Below are 23,571 nucleotides of genomic sequence, written 5' to 3'. Positions count from 1 at the left end.
CCGCGAGACCGCCATGCGCCCGATCCGACCCCTTGCCGCCTTGCTGGGCGCCGCCGCCCTGCTGTTCGCCGCCCACGCGCCGTCGTACGCCGAGGACAAGCCGGCGGTGATCCGGTTCGCCGTGCCCAACGCCGGCACCGGCGGGCGCCCGATCACCGGGGGCAGCTTCTACGCCACGGCGCACCTGAAGGGCGCGCTGGAGCAGGAATTCAAGGCCGACGGCATCAAGGTGCAATGGACGTTCTTTCCCGGCGCCGGCCCGGGGGTGAACGAGTCGTTCGCCAGTGGCCTGGTCGACTTCTCCGGCCACGGCGACCTGCCGCTGATCGTGGGCCGCTCCACCGGCCTGAAGCACAAGATCATTTTGAGCTACGGCCGCTTCGGCAACGTGTACTTCGTGGTGCCGGCCGACTCGCCGGCCCGAACGCTGGCCGATCTCAAGGGCAAGCGCATCGCGGTGTTCAAGGGCACCGCCGGCCAGCTCACCCTCAACCGGGTGCTGGAGAAGCACGGCTTCACCGAGCAGGACTTCAAGGTGATCAGCATGAACAGCGACACCGCCCGCGCCGCGCTCGCCACCAAGGATATCGATGGCGTGATCACCACGCCGTTCGACCTGCAGGCGCGTGGCGTCGCCCGCGTGCTGTTCGAGATCAAGGACGACCCCAAGGTCAGCGCGCCCAGCACGTTCTGGGTGTCCGAGGCGTTCGAGCGGCAATACCCGCAGATCACCCAGCGCGTGGTCACCACGCTGGTGCGGGTGGCGCACTGGAACTCGGACGAGCGCAACCGCAAGGAGGTGTTCCGGCTGTGGAGCCAGTCGGGCACCGCCTACGACGACTACCTCAAGAGCTGGGCCGGCGATGCGCTACGCGAGCGGGTCAACCCGCTGCTGGACGACTACTACCGCGCCAGCATCCAGAAATCGATCAACGAAGCCCGCCGCTTCAAGCTGATCCGCCGCGACGTGAGCCTGGCGGGCTGGATCGAGCCCAGGTACCTCAAAACGGCGCTCAAGACACTGAAGCTCGAACACTACTGGGACGAATACGACGCCAACGGCAACCCGTTGCCCGGCAGGCCCGCCCCGCAATGATCCGCCCCGGCCTGCCCGCGGGCAGCCCAGGTTCCCCACCCATCCACAGGACGCAACACACGCCATGAATTTCAAGCAAGCCCTGACCAGACTGTGCCTTCTGGGCGCCACCCTTGCCGCGCTAACGGTACCGGCCGCGGCCGAGGACAAGCCGACGACGGTCCGCATCGCCTTCTCCGGTGCCGGCACCGGCGGGCGCCCGATCGGCAGCGGCACCGTGCTCGCCGTCGCGCATCAGCTGGGCAGCATCGAACAGGCGCTCAAGGCCGACAACATCAAGGTGGTCTGGAATTTCTTCCCGGGCGCCGGCCCGGCCACCAACGAGGCGCTCGCCAGCGGCCTGGTCGATTTCGCCTACCACGGCGACCTGCCGTTGATCGTGGGCCGCTCCACGGGCCTGAAGCACAAGGTCGTCGCGAGCCTCGGCCGCTTCGGCAACACCTACTTCGTGGTGCCGGCCGATTCGCAGGCCAAGAGTCTGGCCGACCTCAAGGGCAAGCGCATCGGCGTGTTCAAGGGCACCGCCGGCCAGCTCACGCTCAACCGGGTGCTGGAGAAGTACGGCTTCACCGAGAAGGATTTCCGCATCGTCAGCATGAATTCGGAGACCGCCAAGGCGGCGCTCGCCACGCGCGACATCGACGGCTACATCACCACGCCGTTCGACCTGCAGGCTCGCGGCATCGCCCGGGTGCTGTTCGAGATCAAGCGCGATCCGAAGATCACCAGCGTAGGCACCTTCTGGGTGACCGAGGACTTCGAGAAGCGCTACCCGGCCACCACGCAGAAGGTGGTCACCGCGCTGGTGCGCGCGGCGCACTACGCCTCCGAGGAAAAGCATCGCAACCAGGTGTTCAAGTACTGGGCCGCCAGTGGCAGCACGCCCTACGGCGACTTCCTCAAGACCTGGGACGGCTACACGCTCAAGGAGCGCAATTCGCCGCTGCTGGACGAGTACCACGTGGCCTCGCTGAAGAAAGCCATCGACGAGGCACGCCGCTTCAGGCTGATCCGCCGCGATGTGAGCCTGGAAGGCTGGCTGGAGCCCAGGTACCTGAACCAGGCGCTCAAGGAGCTCAAGCTTGAACGCTATTGGGATGAGCACGACGCCAACGGCAACGTCAGGAAATAAGGAACCCGCTCCGGTGCACGCCTTTCTCGAACGCCATCGCTTCCTGCTTGCCTTTGTGCTGCTCTCGTCGCTGGCCGGCCTGTCGGTGGGCGTGGCCAAGGTGGCCACCTCGCTGTACGCGCTGCATCTGGCGGCCAGCGACTTCGAGCTGTCGCTGATCGCCGGGGCGCAGAGCATCGGCATCCTGGTGATGGGCATGCCCATCGGCGTGCTGGTCGACCAGTTGGGGCCGCTCAGGCTGTTCGCCTTCGGCTCGGTGTCGGCAGGGCTGCTGTACCTGGTGACGCCGTGGCTGCCGGTGCCGTTGCTGCTGGCGCTGACCGCGGTGCTGGTGAGCTTTTGCATGCCGTGCCGCTTCGTCTCGCTCAACGCGGTGTTCATGCAGCAATTGGACAAGGTGGGCGTGGCCAAGGCCGGCTGGTTCCGCGGCACCCACATGATCGGCTTCTTCCTGCTGGGGCCGGCGCTGGCCGCAAGCTTGATCGGCGCGGTGGACTATGTCGGCACCTACACGCTGGTGGGGCTGCTGTTCTTCGCCACTGCGGCGCTGGCGCCGCAGGTGATGCGGCACTACACCCCGGCGGCCGGGGCGGTGCTCAGCGTCGCGGCGGTGCTGGACCAGTTCACGCTGCTGCGGCGGGACCGCGAGCTGGCCGGCATCAGCCTGATCGAATTCGCAAGCCAGGCCGCCAACCAGTACTACGGGTTCTTCATCGTGGTGATCGCGCTGCGCCAGTTCGGATTCTCGGCCGGCGCGGCCGCCAGCCTGGTCACGCTGCAAGGCTCGCTGTTCGTGTTCGCGCTGTTCACGCTCGGCGCGCTGCTGCAGCGCACCGGCGAGTACCGCTTCTACCAGGCGAGCTTTGCGCTGATCGCCGCGGCGCTGGCGATGCTGGGCCTGGGCCACACCGCCGTATGGCTGTGGCTGGGGGCCGCCGTGCTGGGGCTGGGCCTGGGCATGCTGCAGACGGTGAACATCTCGCGCTTCGCCCGCGCCAGCGCCCGGCTGGGACGCGGCCGCGTCGCCGGCATCAACGCCTTCGCCGGCCCGGCCGGCGGACTTGCCGGCTGTGTGCTGGGCGGGTGGTCCGGCCAGGTGTTCGGGCTGCAATCGGCGTTCGTGCTGCTCTCACCGGTGTTTCTGCTGTTCGGCTGTCGCATGTGGCGGCAGGCCCGCCGCGCCCCGGCGCCGGCGGTCTCGCTGCCCGATTTGCAAGGAGTCCACGATGAGTAGTCTGAGCACCACCCTGGGCAGCCTGCCGCTGCCCGCCTCCCCCGCCGGCGCGCCCTGGCTCGCCCGGCTGGCGCGTCACGCCGGTTTCGCGGCGCTCGGCGCCGTGCTGCCGCTGACGCTGTTCGCGCTGTGGCAATACGCAGTGGACCGGCAATGGCTGGCCGAGCAGATCCTGCCGCCGCCCGCGCTGGTGTGGCAGTCGCTGGTCGAACTGTGGGACAGCGGCGAGCTCGTCGAGCACCTGACCATCAGCCTTGCGCGCGTGGCGTGGAGCTTCGCTATCGGCGGCAGCGCGGGCCTCGTGCTGGGCGCGGCGCTGGGCCTGTCGCGCAGCGCGCGCGCCTATGTCTACCCCAGCTTCTCGGTGGTGGCGCAGTTCCCGGTGGTGGGCTGGATCCCGCTCTTGATCATCTTCCTTGGCATCGACGAGGCGCTGAAGGTGGCGGCCATCGCCATCGCGGTGGTGGTACCGGTGACGGTCAACACCTACCAGGGCATCACCAACATTCCACGTGCCTGGGTCGAGGTCGGCCGGGTGTACGGCTTCTCGCTGCCGCAGACGCTGGCCCGGGTGGTGCTGCCCGCCGCCGCGCCCGGCCTGTTCACCGGATTGCGCCAGGGGGTGATGCAGGCGTGGCTGACGCTGGTGTTCGTCGAGCTGCTCGCCTCCAGCGAAGGCATCGGCTACCTGATGGTGTGGGGCCGGCAGTTGCTGCAGCTGGACCTCGTCGTCGTCGCCATGATTGCCATCGGCGCAGTCGGCCTCGCGCTGGAACTGTCGTTGCGTTTCATCGAATCCCGCGTGCTCGGCTGGCGCCGCAGCGCGTTCTGAGGAGGCCGCCATGCGTCTGAATCCCGCTTCCCGCGACTGGCGCGGCCTGGTGCTGCCCGCCGTCTTTCTCACCGTCTGGGCACTGGTCACCCAGGCCGGCTGGGTCGATACCCGGCTGATCGTGCCGCCGGAAAAAGTGCTCGCGGTGGCGTGGGACTACGTGGCCGGCGGCACCTTCCTCAAGGCGCTGGCCGCCAGCCTGTGGCGCGACGGCGCGGGCTTTGTGACAGGCGCAGCCGCCGGCATCCTGCTGGGCAGCCTGCTCGGCGTATCGCGCTGGGCCGAGCGCCTGCTCGGGCCGACCTTCCACGCGGTGCGGCAGATCTCGCTGTTCGCGTGGATTCCGCTGCTGTCGATCTGGCTGGGCTACAACGACACCTCGCGCATTGTGTTCGTCGCTGTCTCGGTGTTCTACCCGGTGACGCTCGCCACCTTTGACGGGGTACGCAGCATCACCCGCGCCCAGCTGGAAGTGGCGCAGGTCTATGCGTTCACCGGCGCACAGCGCTTCACCCGGCTGATCCTGCCGGCCGCCTCGCCGCAGATCATCGCCGGCCTCAACCTGGGCCTGGTCTATGCCTGGCTCGCCACCATCGGCGCCGAGTTCCTGTTGCCGGCCTACGGCGAGGTGGGCCTGGGCGACACAGTGATCCGCGGCCGCGCGGCCTTCAATGTCGAGCTCGTCGTCTTCGGCATGGTGCTGATCGGCACAGTCGGCGCCCTGCTCAACCAGCTTGCCACCCGCCTCGAAGCCCGCGCGCTGCGCTGGCGTGGCGACCGGTGAGTGCCGCCATGTACGCACTTCGGCCGTCCTCCACCCACATCAAGCCCCCGGCCCAGCCGGGCGCGAAACTGCAGCGTAGTGCCGTCCGGTGGCACTCACTCCGTTTCACCCCTACTCCCCCCGCCCGCCCTGCGCCCCTGGGTTCTAAGCAGCCTACGCCGCCAAGAACGCCAGTCGTCACCGCCGTGAGGTCGCCTCGCCCTGCTCGACTCGCATCTGTGCCGTCGGCTTCGCGCCTGGAGGAAAAAACATGAGCTATCTATTCCAACGTTTGACCGCTGCGGCGCTGTTCGCCGCCACCACGCTGATCGCGCACGCCAACGGCTTGCCGCCCGTGGTGCGCATCGGCGTCGCCTCGCCGTCGGTGGGCAACCCGCCGCGCTATACCACCGGCTCGATCGGCCTCGCCCGCCATCAGGGGCTGATCGATGCCGAGTTCAAGGGCACCGGTACCCGCATCGAGTGGTTCTTCTTCAAGGGCGCCGGCCCGGCGGTGAACGAGGCGCTGACCAACAGGCAACTGGACATCGTGTTCCAGGGTGACCTGCCCTCGCTGATGGCCAAGGCCGCCGGACTCAACACCCGGCTGGTGCTGCCGATCTCGATCCGCTCCAACGTCTATCTGCTGGTGCCGCCCGACTCCAGCATCCGCGGCGTGGCCGACCTCAAGGGCAGGCGGGTATCGCTGTTCCGTGGCACCAATGCGCACCTGCCGATCAACCGCATCCTGGCCGCGCATGGCCTCAAGGAGCGCGATGTGCGGCTGATCAACTTCGACAATGCCGCAGCGCAAGCCGCGCTCACCACCCGCGACATCGACGCGGCCTTCGTCGGCGTGGAATCGCTCAAGCTGGTCGACAAGGGCATCGCCCGCATTGCCTACAGCACCCAGGGCCGGTCGCCGGTCTACACCCGCCAGAGCGCCCTGCTGGCCACCGACGATTTCGCCCGCCGCCATCCGGACGCGGTACAGCGCGTGGTGCGCGGCGTGGTGCGCGCGGCGCATTGGGCCTCGCAGGAGGAAAACCGGGCCGAGGTGTTCAAGACCTGGGCGCTGATGGGCTACCCGGTCTCGGCGTTCGAGACCGACTACGCCAGGCAGCCGCTGAAGGAGCGCCTGTCACCGCTGTTCGACCCTTTCCTGGTCGGCCGCTACCAGGATGCCGTCGCCGGCGCCAGGGCCTTCAGGCTGGCGCGCGGCAACATCGATGTCGAGCGCTGGATCGACCGCCGCTTCGTCGACACCGCGCTCAAGGACCTGAAGCTCACCGGCTACTGGCAGCCGCTGAACGCCCAGGGCAAGCCATTGACCACCCAGACTGCCGCCCGCTGAAGGAGCCCGCCATGCTGCAACGCATCCGCATTGCCCTCGTCACCGCCGCGGCCGCCATGGCCGGACTCGCGCTTGCCGCGCAGCCCGCGGTGATCCGCATCGGCGTGGCCTCGCCCACCGTCGGCACTGCGTTTACCGCCGGCAGCGCCGGCATCGCCTACACCCGTGGCTGGATCGACGACGAATTCAGGCAGGACGGCATCAAGGTCGAGTGGCATTTCTTCAAGGGCGCCGGCCCGGCGGTGAACGAGGCGCTGACCAACAAGCAGCTCGATTTCGCGCTGCAGGGCGACTTCCCGTCCACCGTGGGGCACTCGGTCGGGCTCAAGACCCGCATCATCGCGATGGCCGGCGTGCGCACCAACCTCTACCTTGCCGTGCCCACGGGCTCGCCCGTGAAGACGGTGGCCGACCTCAAGGGGCGCAAGGTGGGCCTTTTCGTCGGCACCAACCTGCAGCTGCCGGCCAATCGGATCCTAGCCGACCATGGCCTTGCCGAGCGCGATCTGAAGATCGTGAACCTCGATCTTGCCGGCATCGACGCGGCGCTGAGCAGTAACGACCTCGACGCCGGCTTCTCGGACCAGCGGGTGCTGAAGCTGCGCGACCAGGGCAAGGTGCGCATCGTCTACACCACGCGCGGCCATGCGCCGCGCTACACCCGGCAGAACGCGCTGCTGGTCACCGACCACTTCGCCCGCCGCTACCCGGACGCGACCACCCGCGTGGTCCGCGGCCTGGTGAAAGCCGCGCGCTGGGTGGCCGATGACAAAAACGCCAATGAAGCCTACGCGCTGTGGGCACGGATGGGCGTGCCCGAAGCGGTGATCCGCGAGGATTACTCGGGCGAATCGCTGCAAAGCCAGTTCAGCCCGCTGCTCGACGACTTCGCGGTGGCGCGCTACCGCGAGGTGGCCGACGGGCTGTTGCAGCTCAGGCTGATCCGCAAGCCCGTGGCGGTGCCGACCTGGTTCGACCGCCGCTTCCTTGATGCCGCGCTCAGACAGACCGGACTCGCCGGCTACTGGCAACCCATCGACGCCGACGGCAGGCGCCTTGCCGGCGCGGCGGCCCCGCAACGCACGCGCTTGTAACCTCAGCCGGAGACCCCCATGTCCACCACCGCCGCATCCACCCTGGCCCTGGGCGAGGACGTACCCACCCAGGCCCCGCCAGCCCGCCCTGTGAAGCCGCCGTTCAACTGGCGCGCGCTGCGGCAGAAGGCCGGCCACTGGCTGCTGGCCTGGCCGGTACCGCTCGCCGTGCTGCTGGCCTGGCAGCTTGCCGCGCAGTACGAGCTGATCCCGGCGCAGATCCTGCCCTCGCCGCTGACCGTGGCCGCCACCTGCGCCGATCTCTTCAATACCGGCGAATTGCAGACGCACACGCTGATCAGCCTGCAGCGCGTGCTGTGGGGCTTTCTCACCGGCGCGGGGCTTGGCATCGCGCTTGGCGTGGCCATGGGGCTGTCGCCGCTGGCCAAGGATTATCTGTATCCCACGTTCAAGACCTTCGCCCAGGTGCCGTCGCTGGGCTGGCTGCCGCTTCTGATGATGCTGGTCGGCATCGATGAGGCGCTGAAGATCATCCTGATCGCCAAATCGGCGTTCGTGCCGATCACGCTCAACACCTACAAGGGTCTGCAGGGCGTGCCGAACAGCTATATCGAGGTGGCCAAGGTCTATGGCTTCAACCGCCGGCAGCTGCTGCGCCGCGTGGTGTTGCCGGCCGCCTTCCCGCCGATCTGGAACGGCGTGCGCTACGGCCTCACCCATTCGTGGCTGGCGCTGGTCGGCGTGGAGCTGCTGGCATCGAGCGAAGGTGTGGGCTTTCTCATCGTCTATGGCCGCCAGCTCTACCAGCTCGATGTGGTGCTGGCCGCGGTGATCGTGGTCGGCGGCGTCGGCTTCGCGCTCGACAAGATCCTCGCGTTGATCGAACACCGGCTGCTGCGCTGGCGCCGCGAAGCATTCTGAGCGTCGCGCTCCCCATGATCACGACTCTGGAATTTCCAACATCAGCAGGCCCCCGGCAGAGCCGGGTGCACCATGTCGCCGGTATGCCAAGTATCTACGCTCCCCTGTCCGACCCCTCCTCCCCCCGCCCTCGCCGCCGCGAGGGAGCTGCGCTGCGCGCATCGTTCCACGTTCAAACGACCAAGGACTTCCACCATGGCGCTGACCAACCTTTCCCTTCTCTACTGGCTGCACCCGGCCCGAGTGCCCAAGCCGCTGCGCGGCTGGGTGATTCCGGTGCTGCTGTTCACCTGGTGGTGGGCGGCCTACCGCTTCGGCTGGAGCGATTCGGAGTTGTTCGTGCCGATCTCCAAGGTGCTCGACACCGGCTGGCGCATGAGCAGCAGCGGCGAGCTGTGGCATTCGCTCGGTGCCAGCCTGTACCGGATGAGCGCCGGCTTCGTGCTGGGCAGCCTTGCCGGCTTCGTGGTCGGGGCGCTGCTGGGCGTGTCGCGCGGGTTCGAGCGGCTGATCGGCCCGAGCTTCCACACCATCAAGCAGGTGTCGCTGTTGGCGTGGATTCCGCTGATCTCGGTGTGGTTCGGCCTCGGGGACCCGGCCAAGATCGCCTTCCTGTCGCTGGCGGCGTTCTTCCCGGTGGTGCTCAACACCTTCGAAGGCATCCGCGGCGTGGTGCACGAGCATGTGGAGGTTGGCCGCGTGTTTGCCTACAGCCGCTGGCAGGTGTTCAGCCGCGTGGTGCTGCCCTCGGCCACGCCGTCGATCTTCACCGGCGTCTACCTCGCACTGATCTATGCCTGGCTCGCCACGCTGGGCGCCGAGTACCTGCTTACCTCGGGGGCCGGCATCGGCAACCTGCTGGTCGATGGCCGCGAGCATTTCTGGATGGACCAGGTGCTGCTTGGCGTCCTCGTGGTCGGTCTGGTCGGCTTTGTCCTCAACTGGTCGGCCGGCAAGGTCGAGGCCCGGCTGCTGCGCTGGCGCGGCCGCTCGGTGGCACGGTTCTGATGCCCGCCCGTTCCACCCATCCCCTGCCCCGCGGCACGGGGCGCTGTACCCGGTGCCGCTGACGCGGCAGCGCAAGATTCGACTGAAGTACAAGACAACAGGAGCAACGCCATGGCCCATGCCGGCACACTGGAAATCAAATCGCTGTCCAAGCAGTACGACGTCAAGGGCCAGCCCCTGTCGGTGCTGGAGGACATCTCCCTCACCATCAGGCCGGGCGAATTCGTCTCCATCGTCGGCTCGTCCGGTTGCGGCAAGTCCACGCTGCTGCGCCTGGTGATCGGGCTGGAGGACGAATACCGGGGCGAGATCCTGCTCGACGGCAAGCGCATCGTTGGCACCAGCCTGGATCGCGGCATCGTGTTCCAGGAGCACCGGCTGTTCCCGTGGCTGACGGTGGAGCAGAACGTGGGCCTGGGCCTGTTGAACAACAAAGCGTTCAGCGAGCGCCAGAAACAGAAGACCGTCCAGGAACACATTGAACTGGTCGGCCTCAAGGGTTTCGAGAAGGCCTATCCCTACCAGCTTTCCGGCGGCATGAGCCAGCGCGTGGCCATCGCGCGCGCGCTGGTGAACCGCCCCGAGGTGCTGCTGCTGGACGAACCGTTCGGCGCGCTCGATGCGCTGACCCGCTCGCACCTGCAGCAGGAGCTGGAGCGCATCTGGGCCGCCGAGGGCATCACCGCCATCCTGGTGACGCACGATGTGGAGGAGGCGGTGTACCTGGGCGACCGGGTGGTGGTGATGCAGCCGCGCCCGGGTCGCATCAAGCGCGTGGTCGACGTGCCGTTGGCACGGCCGCGCGAACGGGGCAGCTACGCCTTCACGGCGATCAAGGATGATGTACTCTCGGAATTCGGCGGGCACGACAACCCGCGGCAGGACGTGGCGCTGATCGGCGACGCGTCGCGCCCCTGGCAGTTCGCCTGGTAGCCCACGCCCCGATGTGCCACGCGCCCCACGCCGCCCCCGCGCCCCCGCCGTCCTGCGGCGGGGTGCCGCCCTGCCTTCGAATACCACGCCTGGAGCCGCAATGCGTTCTTGCCGACCTTCCTTCGCCGTGGGACAGCCATGGGCACACTGAAGCTGCCGGTGGCACTGGCCGTGCTGCGCCACCGCGATTTCACGCGCTATCTTGCCGCACGGCTGATCGTGGCATTGGCGATGCAGATGGTGAACGTGGCCATCGGCTGGCAGGTGTACGACCTGACCGGCGACATGCTGGACCTGGGCCTCGTCGGGCTGGCGCAGTTCGCGCCGTTCCTGGTGCTGATCCTGCCGGCCGGCCAGATTGCCGACCGCTACGACCGGCGGCGCGTGCTTCAGGTGAGCTTCGCGCTGCAGGCGGCCACGGCCGTGGCGCTGTGGGTGTTCAGCATCCGCGGCCTGTCGGTGGTCTGGCCCATCTTCGCCGTGCTGGTGCTGGCCGGCTGCGCCCGGGCGCTGGCGATGCCGGCGGGCCAGGCCATCGTGATGAACCTGGTGCCGGCGGCCGACTTCGGCCGCGCCACCGCGCTCAGCTCATCGAGCTTCCACGCGGCGGTGATCGCCGGCCCGGTGCTGGGCGGCCTGCTGTACCTGGCCGGGCCGCAGGTGGTGTACGGCGCGGCCACGGTGCTGCTGATCACGTCGGTGGTGCTGATGCTGGCGGTGCGGCCGCAGCAGAGCGGCCAGCGCTCGCCGCTGTCGCTGTCCGGCGTGCTGGAAGGCTTTCGCTTCGTGCGTTCACGCCCGGTGGTCCTGGGCGCGATCTCGCTCGATCTGTTTGCCGTGCTGTTCGGTGGCGTGACCGCGCTGCTGCCGGTGTTCGCGCGCGATGTCCTCGCGGTCGGCCCCACAGGGCTGGGCCTGTTGCGCACCGCACCGGCGGTGGGCGCGGCGTTCACCTCGGTGCTACTGGCGGTGCGGCCCATCACGCGCCACGCCGGCAACTGGATGTTCGGCGGCGTCGCGCTGTATGGCGTGGCCACCATCGTGTTCGGGCTGTCGACCAACCTGGCGCTGTCGGTGTTCGCGCTGGCGCTGACCGGCGCCGGCGACATGGTCAGCGTGTTCGTGCGGCACCTCTTGGTACAGCTCGAAACCCCCGACGCGATCCGCGGCCGTGTCAGCGCGGTGAACGCCGTGTTCATCGGTGCTTCGAACGAACTGGGCGAGTTCGAATCGGGCCTCGCGGCCGCCTGGCTCGGCGCGGTGCGCGCCACGGTGCTGGGCGGCGTGGTCACGCTGACCGTCACCGGGCTGTGGATGCGGTTCTTTCCACCGCTCGCCCGCATGGACCGCTTTCCCGAGCCGGTGCGCGTGCTGCCGCCGGATCCTGCGCCAGGGCCGGCCGCACGCTAGACCCGCCCGGCGCCGGGGCCGCCGCGCCGCATGCCGGCAGCCCGGCCCGACACCGCCGGCAGACGCCGCCCTCCGCGCGGCCCTCCTTCGCCCGGTCCGCCCTGGACCGGCCTTTTCAACCGGCCGGCCTGCGCACCCGCGTCGGCCGGCGATCCGCGCTGCGTCGTGTGTCCTGCCGGACGCAGCGCCAAGGACCCCGCATGCCCCCTGCCACCCCGCTTCCCACCGTGCAACGCGCGCCCGGCACGCCGGCGCTGCCGCAGACACCGTTCCGTTTCATCTGGTATTTCGTCGCACAGTTCCGCTGGTGGTACGCCGCCATGCTTGCCGCCGAAACACTGAACGCAGGCTGCGGCATCCTCATCCCCTACGCGCTGTCGCGCATCATCAAGGCGGTGACCACCGCGCAGCAACAGTCGCTGGCGCTGGTCGAGACGCTGTCCGTACCGCTGGCGCTCTTCTTTGCCTTGTCCATCGGCGAGGTGCTGTTCGGCCGGCTGGCGGGCGGCATCCAGATCCGGCTCGGGCCGCGCCAGCGGCAGAACGTGACCCGCCGCGTCTACCACTACCTGCAGTACCACTCGCACCGCTACTTGAGCAACAATTTCGCCGGCGCGCTGGCACACCGCATCAGCGAGACCTCGATGGGCGTGACGCAGACGCTGTGGGCGCTGATCACCGAGTTCTGGCCGATCTTCATCGTGTTCAGCGTCTCCATCGTGCTGCTGTACGGCGCGCACCCCTCGCTTGCCGCCTTCGTGCTGGCCTGGGCGGTGCTGTTCATCGGCATCTCCTATCTGCTGGCGCGGCGCGCGCAGCCCTATGCGTTTCACGCGTCGAACGCCCGCAGCGACACCACCGGGCAGATCGTCGATTCGGTGACCAACCTCGCCAGCGCGCGGCTGTTCGCCCGGCTCGGTTACGAGCGCACGCTGCTCGATGAAACGTTGAAGCGCGAGCTGAAAGCGGTGCGTACCGCCAACGGCTATTCCGAGCGGGTGCGCTGGTTCCAGTTCTCCGCCGCCGCCGTGCTCAAGATCGGCACGCTCTACTACGCGTTGCAGCTGTGGGGGCGCGGCGAGATCGGCGTGGCCGAGTTCGTGATGGCGGTGAGCCTGGCGCTCCTGATCATCAACGAGGCGCGCAACCTCTCGCGGCGCTTCCTGGAATTCTTCGAGTTCATCGGCAATGTGGCCAACGGCGTGCACACCATCGTGCGCAGTCACGAGCTGGTCGATGCGCCCGGGGCCACAGCGATGCCGATCCACCAGGGCGCGATCGAGTTCCGGCGCGTGCAGTTCGGCTACGACCGGACACGGCCGGTGTTCCGTGGGCTCGACCTCACCATCCCGGCCGGGCAGCGCGTCGGGCTGGTCGGCTTTTCGGGCTCGGGCAAGTCCACCTTCGTCAGCACGCTGCTGCGGCTCTACGACCTGGATGGCGGGCAGATCCTGATCGACGGCATCGATATCCGCAGGCTGACGCAGGACGCGCTGCACGCCCAGATCGGGCTGATCCCGCAGGACCCGACGTTGTTCCACCGCTCGCTGCGCGAGAACATCCGCTACGGCCGGCTGGCAGCGGGCGATGCCGAGGTGGAGGACGCCGCGAGGAAGGCCCATGCGCATGATTTCATCATCCAGCTGGGCGAGGGGTACGACGCCATGGTCGGCGAGCGTGGCGTCAAGCTCTCCGGCGGCCAGCGCCAGCGCATCGCCATCGCCCGCGTCATCCTCAAGGATGCGCCCATCCTGATCCTGGACGAGGCCACCGCCAGCCTGGACTCGATCACCGAGCGCGCGATCCAGGAGACGCTGGACGAGGTGATGACGGGCAAGACCGTACTGGTGGTGGCGCATCGGCTCTCCACCATTGCCCATCTGGACCGCATCCTGGTGTTCGACAACGGCTGCATCGTCGAGGACGGCAGCCACGCCGAGCTGCTGGCGCTGCACGGCGCCTATTGGCGGCTGTGGCGCAGGCAGTCCGATGGCTTCCTGCCCGAAAGCCTCGACGGCGAGGCACGCACGCGGCCGGGCGTTGCAGCGGCTGCGGCCGGAACCGCCACAACCGCCGCAGCGCTGCCGACGCGCGAGACAGCACCTGCCGACCAGCCCGGGCCGCGCATCGATCCGGATGTGTCGTTCGCCTGAGCGCCGCCCTGGGCCGGCCGTGATGGCCGCTACGCGGCCTTGCGCTGTTCGCTGAGCAGCTGCACCGCCATGCCGGCCAGGACCGAGCCCATGACATAGCGCTGCGCCGCCAGCCAGCCGGGGCTGCGTGCCAGCCATGCGGCGAACCTCGCAGCCGACAGCACGATGCACAGATTGACCGTGAAGCTGACGACGATCTGCGTCGCCCCGAGCTGCAGGCTCTGCGCGAAGAGCGAGCCGTGGCGGGGCGAGACGAACTGCGGGAAGATCGACAGGTAGAAGACCGCGATCTTCGGGTTGAGCACGTTGGTCAGGAACCCCATCAGGAACAGCTTGCCCGGCGGGTCCCACGGCAGCTCGCGCAGCGCCAGCGGCGACACGGCGCCCGGTTTCACCGCCTGCCACGCCAGATACGCCAGATAGCCCGCGCCGGCCCACTTGAGCGCCTCGTAGGCAAACGGCACCGCCAGGAACAGCGCCGTCAGGCCGAGCGCCGCGGCCAGCATGTGCACCAGGAACCCGGTGACCACCCCCGCCAGCGACACGACCCCGGCGCGCCGCCCCTGGCAGGCCGAGCGGGAGACCAGGTAGATCATGTTGGGGCCCGGCGCGAGCACCATCAGCAGCGCGGCACCGGCAAAGAGCAGCAGTTCGTGCAGTGGGACCATGGCATCACCCGCGGACTGGGGTCGAGGGAAAGGACATGATAGGCGCCGGTGGCGCGCCCGTGAACACCGCCTGCCAAATACCCGCCCGACCGGGCCCCCCGGCGATGCCAAGTATGAATTTTCAATAGGCTTTGTCCGGTGTTCATCCGGCTTGGGTTTGAAAGCCCGGACGCCGCGAAACACCCGAGCTACCTCAGGGCACGTATGGGATGAACCGCCATCAGCATGGCGAATGCTGAAGAAGGGGTCCGGCGTCGGTTTCTACGCCGGATCCTCGCTTTCCTTGAGATCGGGAACCGCCTGACAGGTGGCCCCTGGTTGCACCTTACCTATGCCCTAGCAACCGTTGACGGTAGGGGTCCGATGTGGGGCTCAAGTGAACAGGTCACCCGCCACGTGGTGGTGCATGGCCATGCGCATCTCCCGCGATTGACCACGGTTCATCTGGTAGTTGTTCAAGTCGGTGTTGTAGTGAAAGGCCGGTCCAAACACGGTGTTGGCTACGAAACCGATCCCCGCGCCGACCCGGCCTCGCATGTTCAGGTTTGGGTTGAACATGTCCCGAAAGAAATGCCGCCCCTCGCGGGCCGAGGCTTGGGAGTTCAGCATGCTGCCGCGGGATATCTCGCTCATGCTGTTGGTCATGTTCCGGTACTGCCCGCCGGACAGGGGGATATTCATGCGCTGCATGATCGGATTAACCCAACTGATGCTGTGTGCGTAACTGCCCGGCGTGCTTGATGTGGGGTTGTTGGTGGAGAGGGTTTGCAAGCGTTGGCGACGAACTTCGGAAGCGCTCATGACTACTCTCTGAGTGGCAGGACTTTACTCTAGGCAAAACAATCTTCCGATGCCAAAACGCAAGGTGGATGACGCGAATCCGCCCACGGGCTGTGCCCCCATCCTGGCAAGGTCCAAGCATCTACCCTCCCGGGGCGGCGCGTGTGCAGGCGCAGGAAGAGCACAACGCCTCGTTCGAGCGTCGGTCGGAGACGGGGGCAAGGCGAGTCCGCCACAAACCGGCCCAGGGCAGGCTGGCGTGACAGCTCACCGCCGATGACCGGACGACGGCACAGGTGCGCGAGATCCTGCACGAATTGCGGGACCCGGTGGAACGGTCCGGCGATGTGCAAGGCCCCATACGCGTGATACGGCTTCCCAGGATCACTCGCAGCTTCAGCCCGGGCGAGGGCAGCACCGCCGGCTACAACGGCAATCTGCTCCGGTCGATCCGCGCGTGTTCGCGGGCACATGGGTTGCAGCAAGTGGTAGCGATAACGGCGTCAGCGGCGTTGTTCCGCTTGGCCACCAGCCACCGTGTGCCCCGAACCCTGCCTCGGCGCTAGCGGTCGCGCAATCCCTCGTAGAAGGTGCGCCGGTACGCCGACGGGGAAGTGCCCAGCTGCGCCGCGAACTGCTGCCGCAGCGACAGCGCCGTGCCGAAGCCCACCTCGGCCGCGACCCGCTCGACCGACAGCGCGGTGGTTTCGAGCAGCTGCTGCGCCCGCGCGACGCGTTCGGCCGCCAGCCATCGGGCAACCGTGGTGCCGGTGGCCTCGCGAAAACGCCGGGTGAAGGTGCGCCGGCTCATCCGCGCCACGTCGGCCAGCGCATCCAGCGACAGGCTCTGCGACAGGTTCTCGCGCGCCCACGCCAGCACGCCCGGCAGGCGGTTCTCGCTGGGCAGCGCCGGCACGGGCTGTTCGACGTACTGTGCCTGGCCGCCCTGGCGATGCGGCGGCGTCACCAGGAGCCGCGCCACGCGGTTGGCGACGTCGGCACCATGGCGGTCGCGCACCAGGTTCAGGCAGCAGTCGATGGCCGCCACGGTGCCGGCCGAGGTGACGACACTGCCGTCGGCGACATACAGCACGTCCGGCCGGAACCGCGCCTGCGGGAAGCGGCGTGCGAACAGCTCGCGCGCGGCCCAGTGGGTGGTCGCCTGCCGGCCGTCGAGCAGGCCGGCGTCCCCCAGCACGAACGAGCCCAGGCACAGACCGACGACCAACGCGCCGCGCGCGTGCGCCTGGCGCAGCGCCTCGATCAATGCGGCAGGCGCGCGCTTTTCCGGCTCGTTCCATGCCGGGACGATGATGATCTCGGCCCCTTGCAGCGTATCGAGCCCGTCGGCGATGTCGAGCTCGACGCCCAGGTGGCAGCGCACCCGGCCCGGCGCCAGCGCGCAGTGCCGCACCTCATAGTGCGGCAACCCCCGCGGCGGCGGGTCCATGCCGAACACGATGCCCGGCACGGAAAGATGGAACAGGCTGACGCCCTCGAAGACCAGCACGGCGACGCGGACAGTGGACATGCAAGGCACCTGGTGGCCGGAATGGCCCGATTCTATCGATGAACGTCGTCACGGCCAATTGTTGCCGGCGACGCGCCACTTCAGCATTGCACTGCGCGCACTGCATTCCCGCACCGCCTCATCAACGACCGGAGTCCTTCCCATGACGCTTTCCTTGTCCCTGCGCGGTGTGCTTGCCGCCGGCTGCGCCCTGACCCTGCTTGCGCAGGCCCACGCGGACACCCAGGCCACCACACAACCGCCTGCCGCCAGGACCGTGAAGGTCCAGCAGATCCGCAACGCCACCCTCAAGGTGGAATATGCCGGCACCACCTTCCTGGTCGACCCGATGCTGGCCAGGAAAGGCGCCTATGCCGGATTCCAGGGCACCTACAACAGCCAGTTGCGCAACCCGCTGGTGGAGCTGCCGCTGCCGTTGGCGGAGGTGATCAAGGCCGACGCGGTCATCGTCACGCATACGCATCTGGACCACTGGGACGACGCGGCCAAGGAAAGCCTGCCCAAGCACCTGCCGATCTTCACGCAGAACGAGGACGACGCGCGCGCCATCCGCAAGGACGGTTTCACCGATGTGCGGGTCCTTGCTGGCGATACGGTGTTCAAGGGCACCCGGCTGCGCAAGACCGGCGGCCAGCACGGCGACGACAACACCATGGCGCTGTACGGCGGCGTGCTGGGCCAAGTGTCCGGCATCGTCTTCGAGCGCCCCGGCCACAAGACGGTCTACGTGGCCGGCGACACCATCTGGCATCGCCACGTGGAAGATGCGATCAAGCAGTACCGGCCGGACGTGATCATCCTGAACACCGGCTATGCGCGCATCCTGGGGCTGGATGGCGCCATCATCATGGGCAAGGAAGACCTGTACCGCGCCTATCGCGCCGCGCCGCAGGCCGTGGTGATCGGCAGCCATATGGAAGCGGTCAACCACGGCATGCAGACCCGCCAGGAGCTGCGCGACTTCATCGCCGAGAAAGGCATGGACCCGCAGCGGGCGCGGGTCCCGGCGGATGGGGAAGCCTACCTGTTCTGAGCGGGCGATCAGGCCGCGCATGGCGCGCGTCCTCGTCGCCCCACAGCACCCGCTGCCGTGGCGGACGGCAGACTGCTTACGGTGCTGCCAGCCACTGGCGCAGTGCCTCGGCCGCCAGGTCGACGAAGGCGCGCAGCTTCGGCGGCATGAAGCGCTGGCGGGGGTAGACGATATGGATGGGATCGGCCCTGGCATGCCACTCGGGCAGGATGCGCACCAGCCTGCCTTGCGCACAATCCTGCCGGCACAGATGCACCGGCAGCAGCGCGACCCCCTCACCGGCCAGCGCCAGCGCGTGTACCACCCGCGCATCGTCGACCAGGACCTCCCCGGGCAGCGGGACGACCACGCTGCCTTGCGGGTCCGCCAACGTCCAGGCTTCCTTGCCCAGCGGCGTGAACTGCAGGCAATGGTGATGGCGCAGCGCCTGCGGTGCGGTCACCGGCGGCGCAGCGGCAAGGTAATCCGGGCTGGCGAACGGGGCCCAGCATGCGATGCCGACGTGTTTGGCGATCAGCGTGGAATCCTTGAGCGGCCCGGTGCGGATCGCAACATCGACGCCCTCGGCCACCAGGTCGACGTAGTGGCCGGTCAGCACCAGGTCCACGCTCACCTTGGGATGCTGCCGGCGCAGCCGGCTGACGATGTCGGCCATCAGCTGATCGCCCAGATCCGCCGGCCCGGTCACACGCAGGCGCCCCCTGGGTTCGGTGCTGGAGGCTGTCACCGCAGCCTCCGCATCCAGCATGCAGCCCAGCCCGGCTGCCGCATGGCGGTAGTACAACGCGCCGGGTTCGGTCAGATGCAGGCGCCGTGTGGTGCGTTGCAGCAGCGTCACCCCCAGCCGGTTCTCCAGGCGTGCGACGCGCGTGCTGACCGTGGAGGTCGGCAGCCCCAGCTGGCGGGCGGCGGCGCTGAAGCTGCCGGCCTCGACCACCTTGACGAATACCGCGGCTTCGTTGAGATCCATTATTCAACCAATTGAACAAAGTTTTTCCATTTAACCATCTACTGCGCAAATCGTGCCGGCCCTAAAGTACCGCCATGGAGACACACGGAGTGCAGTCATGAAAAAACTGGCCTTTCTCAAGCGCAGCAACGGCAGTCACTGGGTAGGCGATGGCTTCCCGGTCAAGAGCATCTTCTCGTACACCGATACCGCCGACGAAATGTCGCCCTTCCTGCTGATGGACTACGCCGGTCCGGCCGATTTTCCGCCCACCGAGCGCAAGCTGGGCGTCGGCCAGCACCCGCACCGCGGCTTCGAGACCGTGACCATCGTCTACGAAGGCGGGGTGGCGCATCGGGATTCGTCCGGTGGCGGCGGCACCATCGGCCCGGGCGATGTGCAGTGGATGACCGCCGCGTCCGGCCTGATCCACGAGGAGTACCACAGCCCCGAGTTCGCCGGACACGGTGGCGCCTTCGAGATGATCCAGCTCTGGGTCAACCTGCCGGCGCGCGACAAGATGGCCGCCCCGGGCTATCAGGGCATCACCGCCGCCCAGATCCCGCAGGTGGCGCTGCCCGGCGAAAGCGGCAGCGCGCGCATCATCGCCGGCCGGTATGGCGATGTGGCCGGGCCGGCCCGCACCTTCACCCCGATGAATGTGTGGGATCTGCGCCTGAAGGGCGGCGAGCGCGTGTCGTTCGAGTTGCCGGCCGGCCACACCACCGCGCTCTTCGTGCTGCGTGGCACCCTGCGCATCGGCGGGCACCACATGGTGCGCAGCGCAGAACTGGCGGTGCTGGAGCGCGACGGCAGCCACCTGGAGTTCGAAGTGGTCGAGGACAGCACCGTGCTGCTGCTCAACGGCGAACCGCTGAACGAGCCGGTGTTCGGCTACGGCCCGTTCGTGATGAATTCGCGCGAGGAGATCGTGCAGGCAATCGACGACTTCAACAACGGCCGCTTCGGGCAGATCGGCCATTGAAGCCGGCCATGCCCGACGCACCTGCCCCATCCTGCGCGGGGCCGGACCGGCGGCTGCCGGTCCGGCCCTCACGCCCTGAACCCCTTGCCGGAATACCCCATGTCCCCGATGGTCCGCATCGCGGCGCGCAGCGCCGACCTTGGCAATGGCATGCAAGTCCACCGCGCCCTGCCCAGCCGCCGGCAGCGCATGGTGGGCGCCTGGTGCTTCCTCGATCACGCCGGGCCGGTCGACTTCGCGCCGGGCCACGGCATGCATGTCGGCCCGCACCCGCATATCGGGTTGCAGACCTTCACCTGGCTCATCGAAGGCGAGCTGCTGCACCGCGACAGCCTGGGCACCGAGCAGATCGTCCGCCCGGGCGAGGTCAACCTGATGACCGCCGGCCGCGGCATCGTGCATACCGAGGACACGCCGGACCACACGCGACGCCTTGCATGCCGCGCAGCTGTGGATCGCCTTGCCGCCCGAAGCCCACGATTGCCCGCCGGACTTCGCGCACCATCCCGTGTTGCCACGTTGGCGCGAGCACGGCGCGCAGCTGACACTGCTGGCCGGCAGCCATGGTGGCCATGTGGCGCCCACCAGGCTGTACTCGCCGCTGCTGGGCCTCGATATCGCCGCCGACACCGACACCACCGTCACGCTGGCGCTCGACCCTGGCTTCGAGTACGGACTGCTGCCACTGCTGGGGCAGGCCGCGCTGGACGGCGACATCGTCAAGGCCGACGAATTCGCCTATCTGGCCCCCGGCCGGGCACAACTGCAGCTGGCGCTGCGCGCGGGCGACAGGGCACTGCTGCTGGGTGGCAGGCCGTTCGCCCAGCCGGTGCTGATGTGGTGGAACTTCGTCGGCTTCAGCAAGGCGGCTCTCGCGAAGGCGCAGCGCCAGTGGGAGCAAGGCGATCCACGCTTCGGCCCGGTCGGCGACGGCGGCGCCGCGCGGCTGATGCCGCCGCCGCTGCCCTGGCGCGACGCCTGACCCTGCCGCTTTGGGCTGCCTGTGCCTCACGTGGCGCGGCCCCCAATGACAAGGCCGCCCCTGGGCGGCCTGGTGTCGCTTGCCCGTCCGGCAGGGGCCGGACGGCACGCAGCGGCTTATTTCTCGACGAAGGCGCGCTCGATCACATAGTCACCGGGCATGCCGATGCGCTTGGAGACCTGGAAGCCGCGTGCGTCAAGCAGCGCGCAGGTGTCATCCAGCATCGCCGGGCTGCCGCACAGCATCGCGCGGTCGGTCTCCGGGTTCAGCGGCGGCAGACCGATGTCGCTGAAGAGCCTGCCCGACTCGATCAGCTCGGTCAGCCGGCCCTGGTTGCGGAACGGCTCGCGCGTCACGCTGGGGTAATAGATCAGCTTGTTGCGCACTTCCTCGCCGAAGAACTCGTTGTTGGGCAGCTGGTTCTCGATGAAATCGGCGTACGCCAATTCGCTCACGGTGCGCACACCGTGGAACAGCACGATCTTCTCGAATTTCTCGTAGGCTTCCGGGTCCTGGATCAGGCTCATGAACGGCGCCAGCCCAGTGCCGGTGGCGAAGTAGTAGAGATTGCGGCCGGGCTTGAGATCCGACAGCACCAGCGTGCCGGTGGGCTTGCGGCTCACCAGCAGCTCGTCGCCGACCTGGATCTTCTGCAGGATCGAGGTCAGCGGGCCGTTCTGCACCTTGATGCTGAAGAACTCCAGGTGCTCCTCGTAGTTGGGGCTGGCGATCGAGTAGGCGCGCATCAACGGCTTGCCGTTGACCATCAGGCCGATCATCACGAACTGGCCGTTCTCGAAGCGCAGCGCCGGGTCGCGCGTGGTCTTGAAGCTGAAGAGGGTATCGTTCCAGTGGTGAACCGAGAGAACGCGCTCGGAAGCGAAGGCACTCATTGCAACATCCTGAAGAAACCCGGCCGGGCCGGGGCGTGCGGACAAGGGAAAGGGCGGCGCAGCGCACCGCCCGGCATCAGTTTTTCAGCGCGGCGGTCAGTTGCGGCACCGCCTCGAAAAGGTCGGCCACCAGGCCGTAGTCGGCCACCTGGAAGATCGCGGCATCGGGATCAAGGTTGATGGCAACGATCACCTTGCTGTCCTTCATGCCAGCCAGATGCTGCGCGGCGCCGGAGACACCGGCGGCGATATACAGCTCCGGCGCGACCACGGTACCGGTCTGGCCCACCTGGATATCGTTGGGCGCAAAGCCGGCGTCGACCGCGGCGCGGGTGGCGCCGAGCGCCCCGCCAAGCTGCTGCGCCAGCGGGCCGAGCACCGCCTCGAAACGCTCGCCCAGGCTGCGCCCGCCCGAGATCACCACGCGGGCACTGGCCAGCTCGGGCCGATCGGACACGCTGCGCGATTCGTCCACCCAGCGCGCCAGCTCGCTTGGGGCCGGTGCGGCCAGCGTGGTCACGGTCGCGGCGCCGCCGCTGCCGGCAGCGGCAAAGGCGGTGGCCCGCACCGTCAACAGCTGGATCGGCTCGTCGTTCTGCACGGTGGCGTGCACGTTGCCGGCGTACATCGGCCGTACATAGGTGTTGGGCGCGGTGATCGCGACCGCGTCGGCCACCATCGCCACGTCCAGCAGCGCGGCGGCACGCGGCAGCGCGCTCTTGGCGAACGCGGTGTGGGCGGCCAGCACCACCTTGTAATCACGCGCGAGGTTGGCGATGACGTTGGCCACATCCTCGGCCAGCGGATGGGCCAGATGCGGCGCATCCACCCGCAGCACGCGCGCCACGCCGGCCACGGTCGCGGCATCGGCGGCAACGGTGGCGGTGTCGCTGCCCAGCAGCAGCAGATCCACCGGGGCACCCCATGCCTGGGCGGCACCCACGGCCTGGCGCGTCGCCTGTTTCAGTTGGCGGCCGTCGTGTTCGGCCAGGATCAGCACACTCATCACACCACCTTCGCTTCACGCAGTTTCTGGACCAGTTCGGCAACGCTGCCCACCTTGACGCCCGGCGCACGCTGCGGCGGCTCGGCAAGCTTGAGCTGCTTGAGGCGCGGCGCGTAGTCCACCCCCAGGCTGTCGGCGGCGATCGTGTCGATGGGCTTTTTCTTGGCCATCATCAGGTTGGGCAGCTTGACGAAGCGCGGCTCGGCCAGGCGCAGGTCGGCGGTGATCACCGCCGGCAGCTTGAGCGCCACCGTCTCGGTGCCGCCGTCCACTTCGCGCACCACGCGCACTTCGCCGCCTTCCACCGTCAGTACCGAGGCGAAGGTCCCCTGCCCCACACCCAGCCGTGCCGCCAGCATCTGGCCGACCTGGCCGGCGTCGTCGTCGATCGCCTGCTTGCCCAGCAGCACCAGTTGCGGCGCCTCGCGCGCCACCACCGCCTGCAACAGCTTGGCCACGCCCAGGGGCTGCAGCTCGCCATGCGCCTCGACCAGCACCGCACGGTCCACGCCCATCGCCAGTGCGTGGCGCAGCACATCCTGGCTGGCCGCCTCGCCCAGCGTCACGGCGACGATCTCGCTGACCGCACCGCTCTCCTTCAGGCGCAGCGCCGCCTCGATGGCGATCTCGTCGAACGGGTTCACGCTCATCTTGACGCCGGCCGTCTCCACGGCCGAGCCATCGGGCTTGATGTGGACATGCACGTTGTGATCCACCACGCGCTTCACCGCCACCAGTGCTTTCATGGTTGCAACCTCCTGTTTCAATTGCGCCGGAATGCCGCTGCCGCCTGGAACAGCCGCGCCGGAGAGGCGCCGCTGGTGCCGATGGGGAGGTCTGGCCTTCCTGTTTG

Annotated in this window: 22 protein-coding genes and 1 pseudogene; 16 read left to right on the top strand and 7 right to left on the bottom strand. The window is 68.3% G+C overall.

Annotation, left to right across the window (positions count from 1 at the left end):
- Window positions 1-13 precede the first annotated feature (13 nt).
- From N8I74_RS03280 to N8I74_RS03225, 12 genes are all read left to right on the top strand, one after another.
- A complete protein-coding gene (locus N8I74_RS03280; RefSeq protein ID WP_263125497.1) occupies window positions 14-1,096 on the top strand; it encodes an ABC transporter substrate-binding protein in 1,083 nt (360 codons plus the stop codon).
- A gap of 64 nt (window positions 1,097-1,160) precedes the next feature.
- On the top strand, window positions 1,161-2,228 hold the full coding sequence (locus N8I74_RS03275) for an ABC transporter substrate-binding protein (protein WP_263125496.1): 1,068 nt from the start codon (window positions 1,161-1,163) through the stop codon (window positions 2,226-2,228).
- A gap of 13 nt (window positions 2,229-2,241) precedes the next feature.
- Window positions 2,242-3,462, top strand: coding sequence for an MFS transporter (locus tag N8I74_RS03270; protein WP_263125495.1), 1,221 nt, complete (start codon window positions 2,242-2,244; stop codon window positions 3,460-3,462).
- Window positions 3,455-4,294 carry an ABC transporter permease gene (locus tag N8I74_RS03265; RefSeq protein WP_263125494.1) on the top strand — a complete coding sequence of 280 codons (840 nt, stop codon included), beginning with the start codon at window positions 3,455-3,457 and terminating at the stop codon, window positions 4,292-4,294. Before N8I74_RS03270 ends, N8I74_RS03265 begins: the two co-directional genes overlap by 8 nt.
- A gap of 10 nt (window positions 4,295-4,304) precedes the next feature.
- Window positions 4,305-5,078: an ABC transporter permease gene (locus N8I74_RS03260; protein WP_263125493.1), complete on the top strand. Its 774-nt coding sequence runs from the start codon at window positions 4,305-4,307 to the stop codon at window positions 5,076-5,078.
- A 250-nt stretch (window positions 5,079-5,328) separates the two neighbouring features.
- Complete coding sequence (locus N8I74_RS03255; RefSeq protein WP_263125492.1) at window positions 5,329-6,411, top strand: ABC transporter substrate-binding protein; 1,083 nt, start codon at window positions 5,329-5,331, stop codon at window positions 6,409-6,411.
- Between the two features lie 11 nt (window positions 6,412-6,422).
- Complete coding sequence (locus N8I74_RS03250) at window positions 6,423-7,505, top strand: ABC transporter substrate-binding protein (RefSeq protein ID WP_263125491.1); 1,083 nt, start codon at window positions 6,423-6,425, stop codon at window positions 7,503-7,505.
- Between the two features lie 18 nt (window positions 7,506-7,523).
- Entirely contained in the window at window positions 7,524-8,387 is an 864-nt protein-coding gene (locus N8I74_RS03245; protein ID WP_263125489.1) for an ABC transporter permease, read from the top strand.
- Window positions 8,388-8,582: 195 nt separating this feature from the next.
- On the top strand, window positions 8,583-9,395 hold the full coding sequence (locus N8I74_RS03240; protein ID WP_263125488.1) for an ABC transporter permease: 813 nt from the start codon (window positions 8,583-8,585) through the stop codon (window positions 9,393-9,395).
- Window positions 9,396-9,506: 111 nt separating this feature from the next.
- Complete coding sequence (locus N8I74_RS03235) at window positions 9,507-10,328, top strand: ABC transporter ATP-binding protein (protein WP_263125487.1); 822 nt, start codon at window positions 9,507-9,509, stop codon at window positions 10,326-10,328.
- Between the two features lie 138 nt (window positions 10,329-10,466).
- On the top strand, window positions 10,467-11,738 hold the full coding sequence (locus tag N8I74_RS03230; protein WP_263125486.1) for an MFS transporter: 1,272 nt from the start codon (window positions 10,467-10,469) through the stop codon (window positions 11,736-11,738).
- 200 nt (window positions 11,739-11,938) lie between these two features.
- Window positions 11,939-13,891, top strand: a complete 1,953-nt coding sequence (locus N8I74_RS03225; RefSeq protein ID WP_263125485.1) for an ABC transporter ATP-binding protein — start codon at window positions 11,939-11,941, stop codon at window positions 13,889-13,891.
- A gap of 29 nt (window positions 13,892-13,920) precedes the next feature.
- Here N8I74_RS03225 and N8I74_RS03220 read toward each other — a convergent pair whose 3' ends face one another.
- The 3 genes from N8I74_RS03220 to N8I74_RS03210 all read right to left on the bottom strand — a co-directional run bounded on the left by N8I74_RS03220 (window position 13,921) and on the right by N8I74_RS03210 (window position 16,870).
- The gene (locus tag N8I74_RS03220) at window positions 13,921-14,559 is read right to left on the bottom strand and encodes a LysE family translocator (protein ID WP_263125484.1); all 639 of its coding nucleotides are present in this window, start codon (window positions 14,557-14,559) and stop codon (window positions 13,921-13,923) included.
- Window positions 14,560-14,931: 372 nt separating this feature from the next.
- Entirely contained in the window at window positions 14,932-15,360 is a 429-nt protein-coding gene (locus N8I74_RS03215) for a hypothetical protein (protein ID WP_263125483.1), read from the bottom strand.
- A 541-nt stretch (window positions 15,361-15,901) separates the two neighbouring features.
- Window positions 15,902-16,870, bottom strand: coding sequence for a GlxA family transcriptional regulator (locus tag N8I74_RS03210; RefSeq protein WP_263125482.1), 969 nt, complete (start codon window positions 16,868-16,870; stop codon window positions 15,902-15,904).
- Between the two features lie 142 nt (window positions 16,871-17,012).
- Between N8I74_RS03210 and N8I74_RS03205 the strand changes: the two genes are divergently transcribed.
- The gene (locus N8I74_RS03205; protein ID WP_263125481.1) at window positions 17,013-17,903 is read left to right on the top strand and encodes an MBL fold metallo-hydrolase; all 891 of its coding nucleotides are present in this window, start codon (window positions 17,013-17,015) and stop codon (window positions 17,901-17,903) included.
- A 76-nt stretch (window positions 17,904-17,979) separates the two neighbouring features.
- Here the strand turns inward: N8I74_RS03205 and N8I74_RS03200 are convergent, their stop codons facing one another.
- Entirely contained in the window at window positions 17,980-18,873 is an 894-nt protein-coding gene (locus tag N8I74_RS03200; protein ID WP_263125480.1) for a LysR family transcriptional regulator, read from the bottom strand.
- A 97-nt stretch (window positions 18,874-18,970) separates the two neighbouring features.
- Here N8I74_RS03200 and N8I74_RS03195 point away from each other — a divergent pair, with 97 nt between their 5' ends.
- The 3 genes and pseudogenes from N8I74_RS03195 to N8I74_RS03190 all read left to right on the top strand — a co-directional run bounded on the left by N8I74_RS03195 (window position 18,971) and on the right by N8I74_RS03190 (window position 20,819).
- On the top strand, window positions 18,971-19,837 hold the full coding sequence (locus N8I74_RS03195; RefSeq protein ID WP_263125479.1) for a pirin family protein: 867 nt from the start codon (window positions 18,971-18,973) through the stop codon (window positions 19,835-19,837).
- A gap of 99 nt (window positions 19,838-19,936) precedes the next feature.
- A pseudogene (locus N8I74_RS19425) lies at window positions 19,937-20,212 on the top strand (pirin family protein); the annotation flags it as partial.
- A gap of 58 nt (window positions 20,213-20,270) precedes the next feature.
- Window positions 20,271-20,819: a pirin family protein gene (locus tag N8I74_RS03190; protein ID WP_263125478.1), complete on the top strand. Its 549-nt coding sequence runs from the start codon at window positions 20,271-20,273 to the stop codon at window positions 20,817-20,819.
- A 116-nt stretch (window positions 20,820-20,935) separates the two neighbouring features.
- Here the strand turns inward: N8I74_RS03190 and N8I74_RS03185 are convergent, their stop codons facing one another.
- The 3 genes from N8I74_RS03185 to N8I74_RS03175 form a co-directional block, all read right to left on the bottom strand.
- Window positions 20,936-21,712 carry a ferredoxin--NADP reductase gene (locus tag N8I74_RS03185; protein WP_263125477.1) on the bottom strand — a complete coding sequence of 259 codons (777 nt, stop codon included), beginning with the start codon at window positions 21,710-21,712 and terminating at the stop codon, window positions 20,936-20,938.
- A 76-nt stretch (window positions 21,713-21,788) separates the two neighbouring features.
- Complete coding sequence (locus N8I74_RS03180) at window positions 21,789-22,718, bottom strand: electron transfer flavoprotein subunit alpha/FixB family protein (protein WP_263125476.1); 930 nt, start codon at window positions 22,716-22,718, stop codon at window positions 21,789-21,791.
- Complete coding sequence (locus N8I74_RS03175; protein ID WP_263125475.1) at window positions 22,718-23,464, bottom strand: electron transfer flavoprotein subunit beta/FixA family protein; 747 nt, start codon at window positions 23,462-23,464, stop codon at window positions 22,718-22,720. The genes N8I74_RS03180 and N8I74_RS03175 overlap by 1 nt, the downstream gene beginning before the upstream one ends.
- Between the last annotated feature and the right edge of the window lie 107 nt (window positions 23,465-23,571).

It is taken from the genome of Chitiniphilus purpureus, assembly GCF_025642115.1.
Taxonomy (GTDB): domain Bacteria; phylum Pseudomonadota; class Gammaproteobacteria; order Burkholderiales; family Chitinibacteraceae; genus Chitiniphilus; species Chitiniphilus purpureus.
Note: the sequence above shows the minus strand (reverse complement) of the source record. Positions and strands in the feature narration are given on the sequence as shown.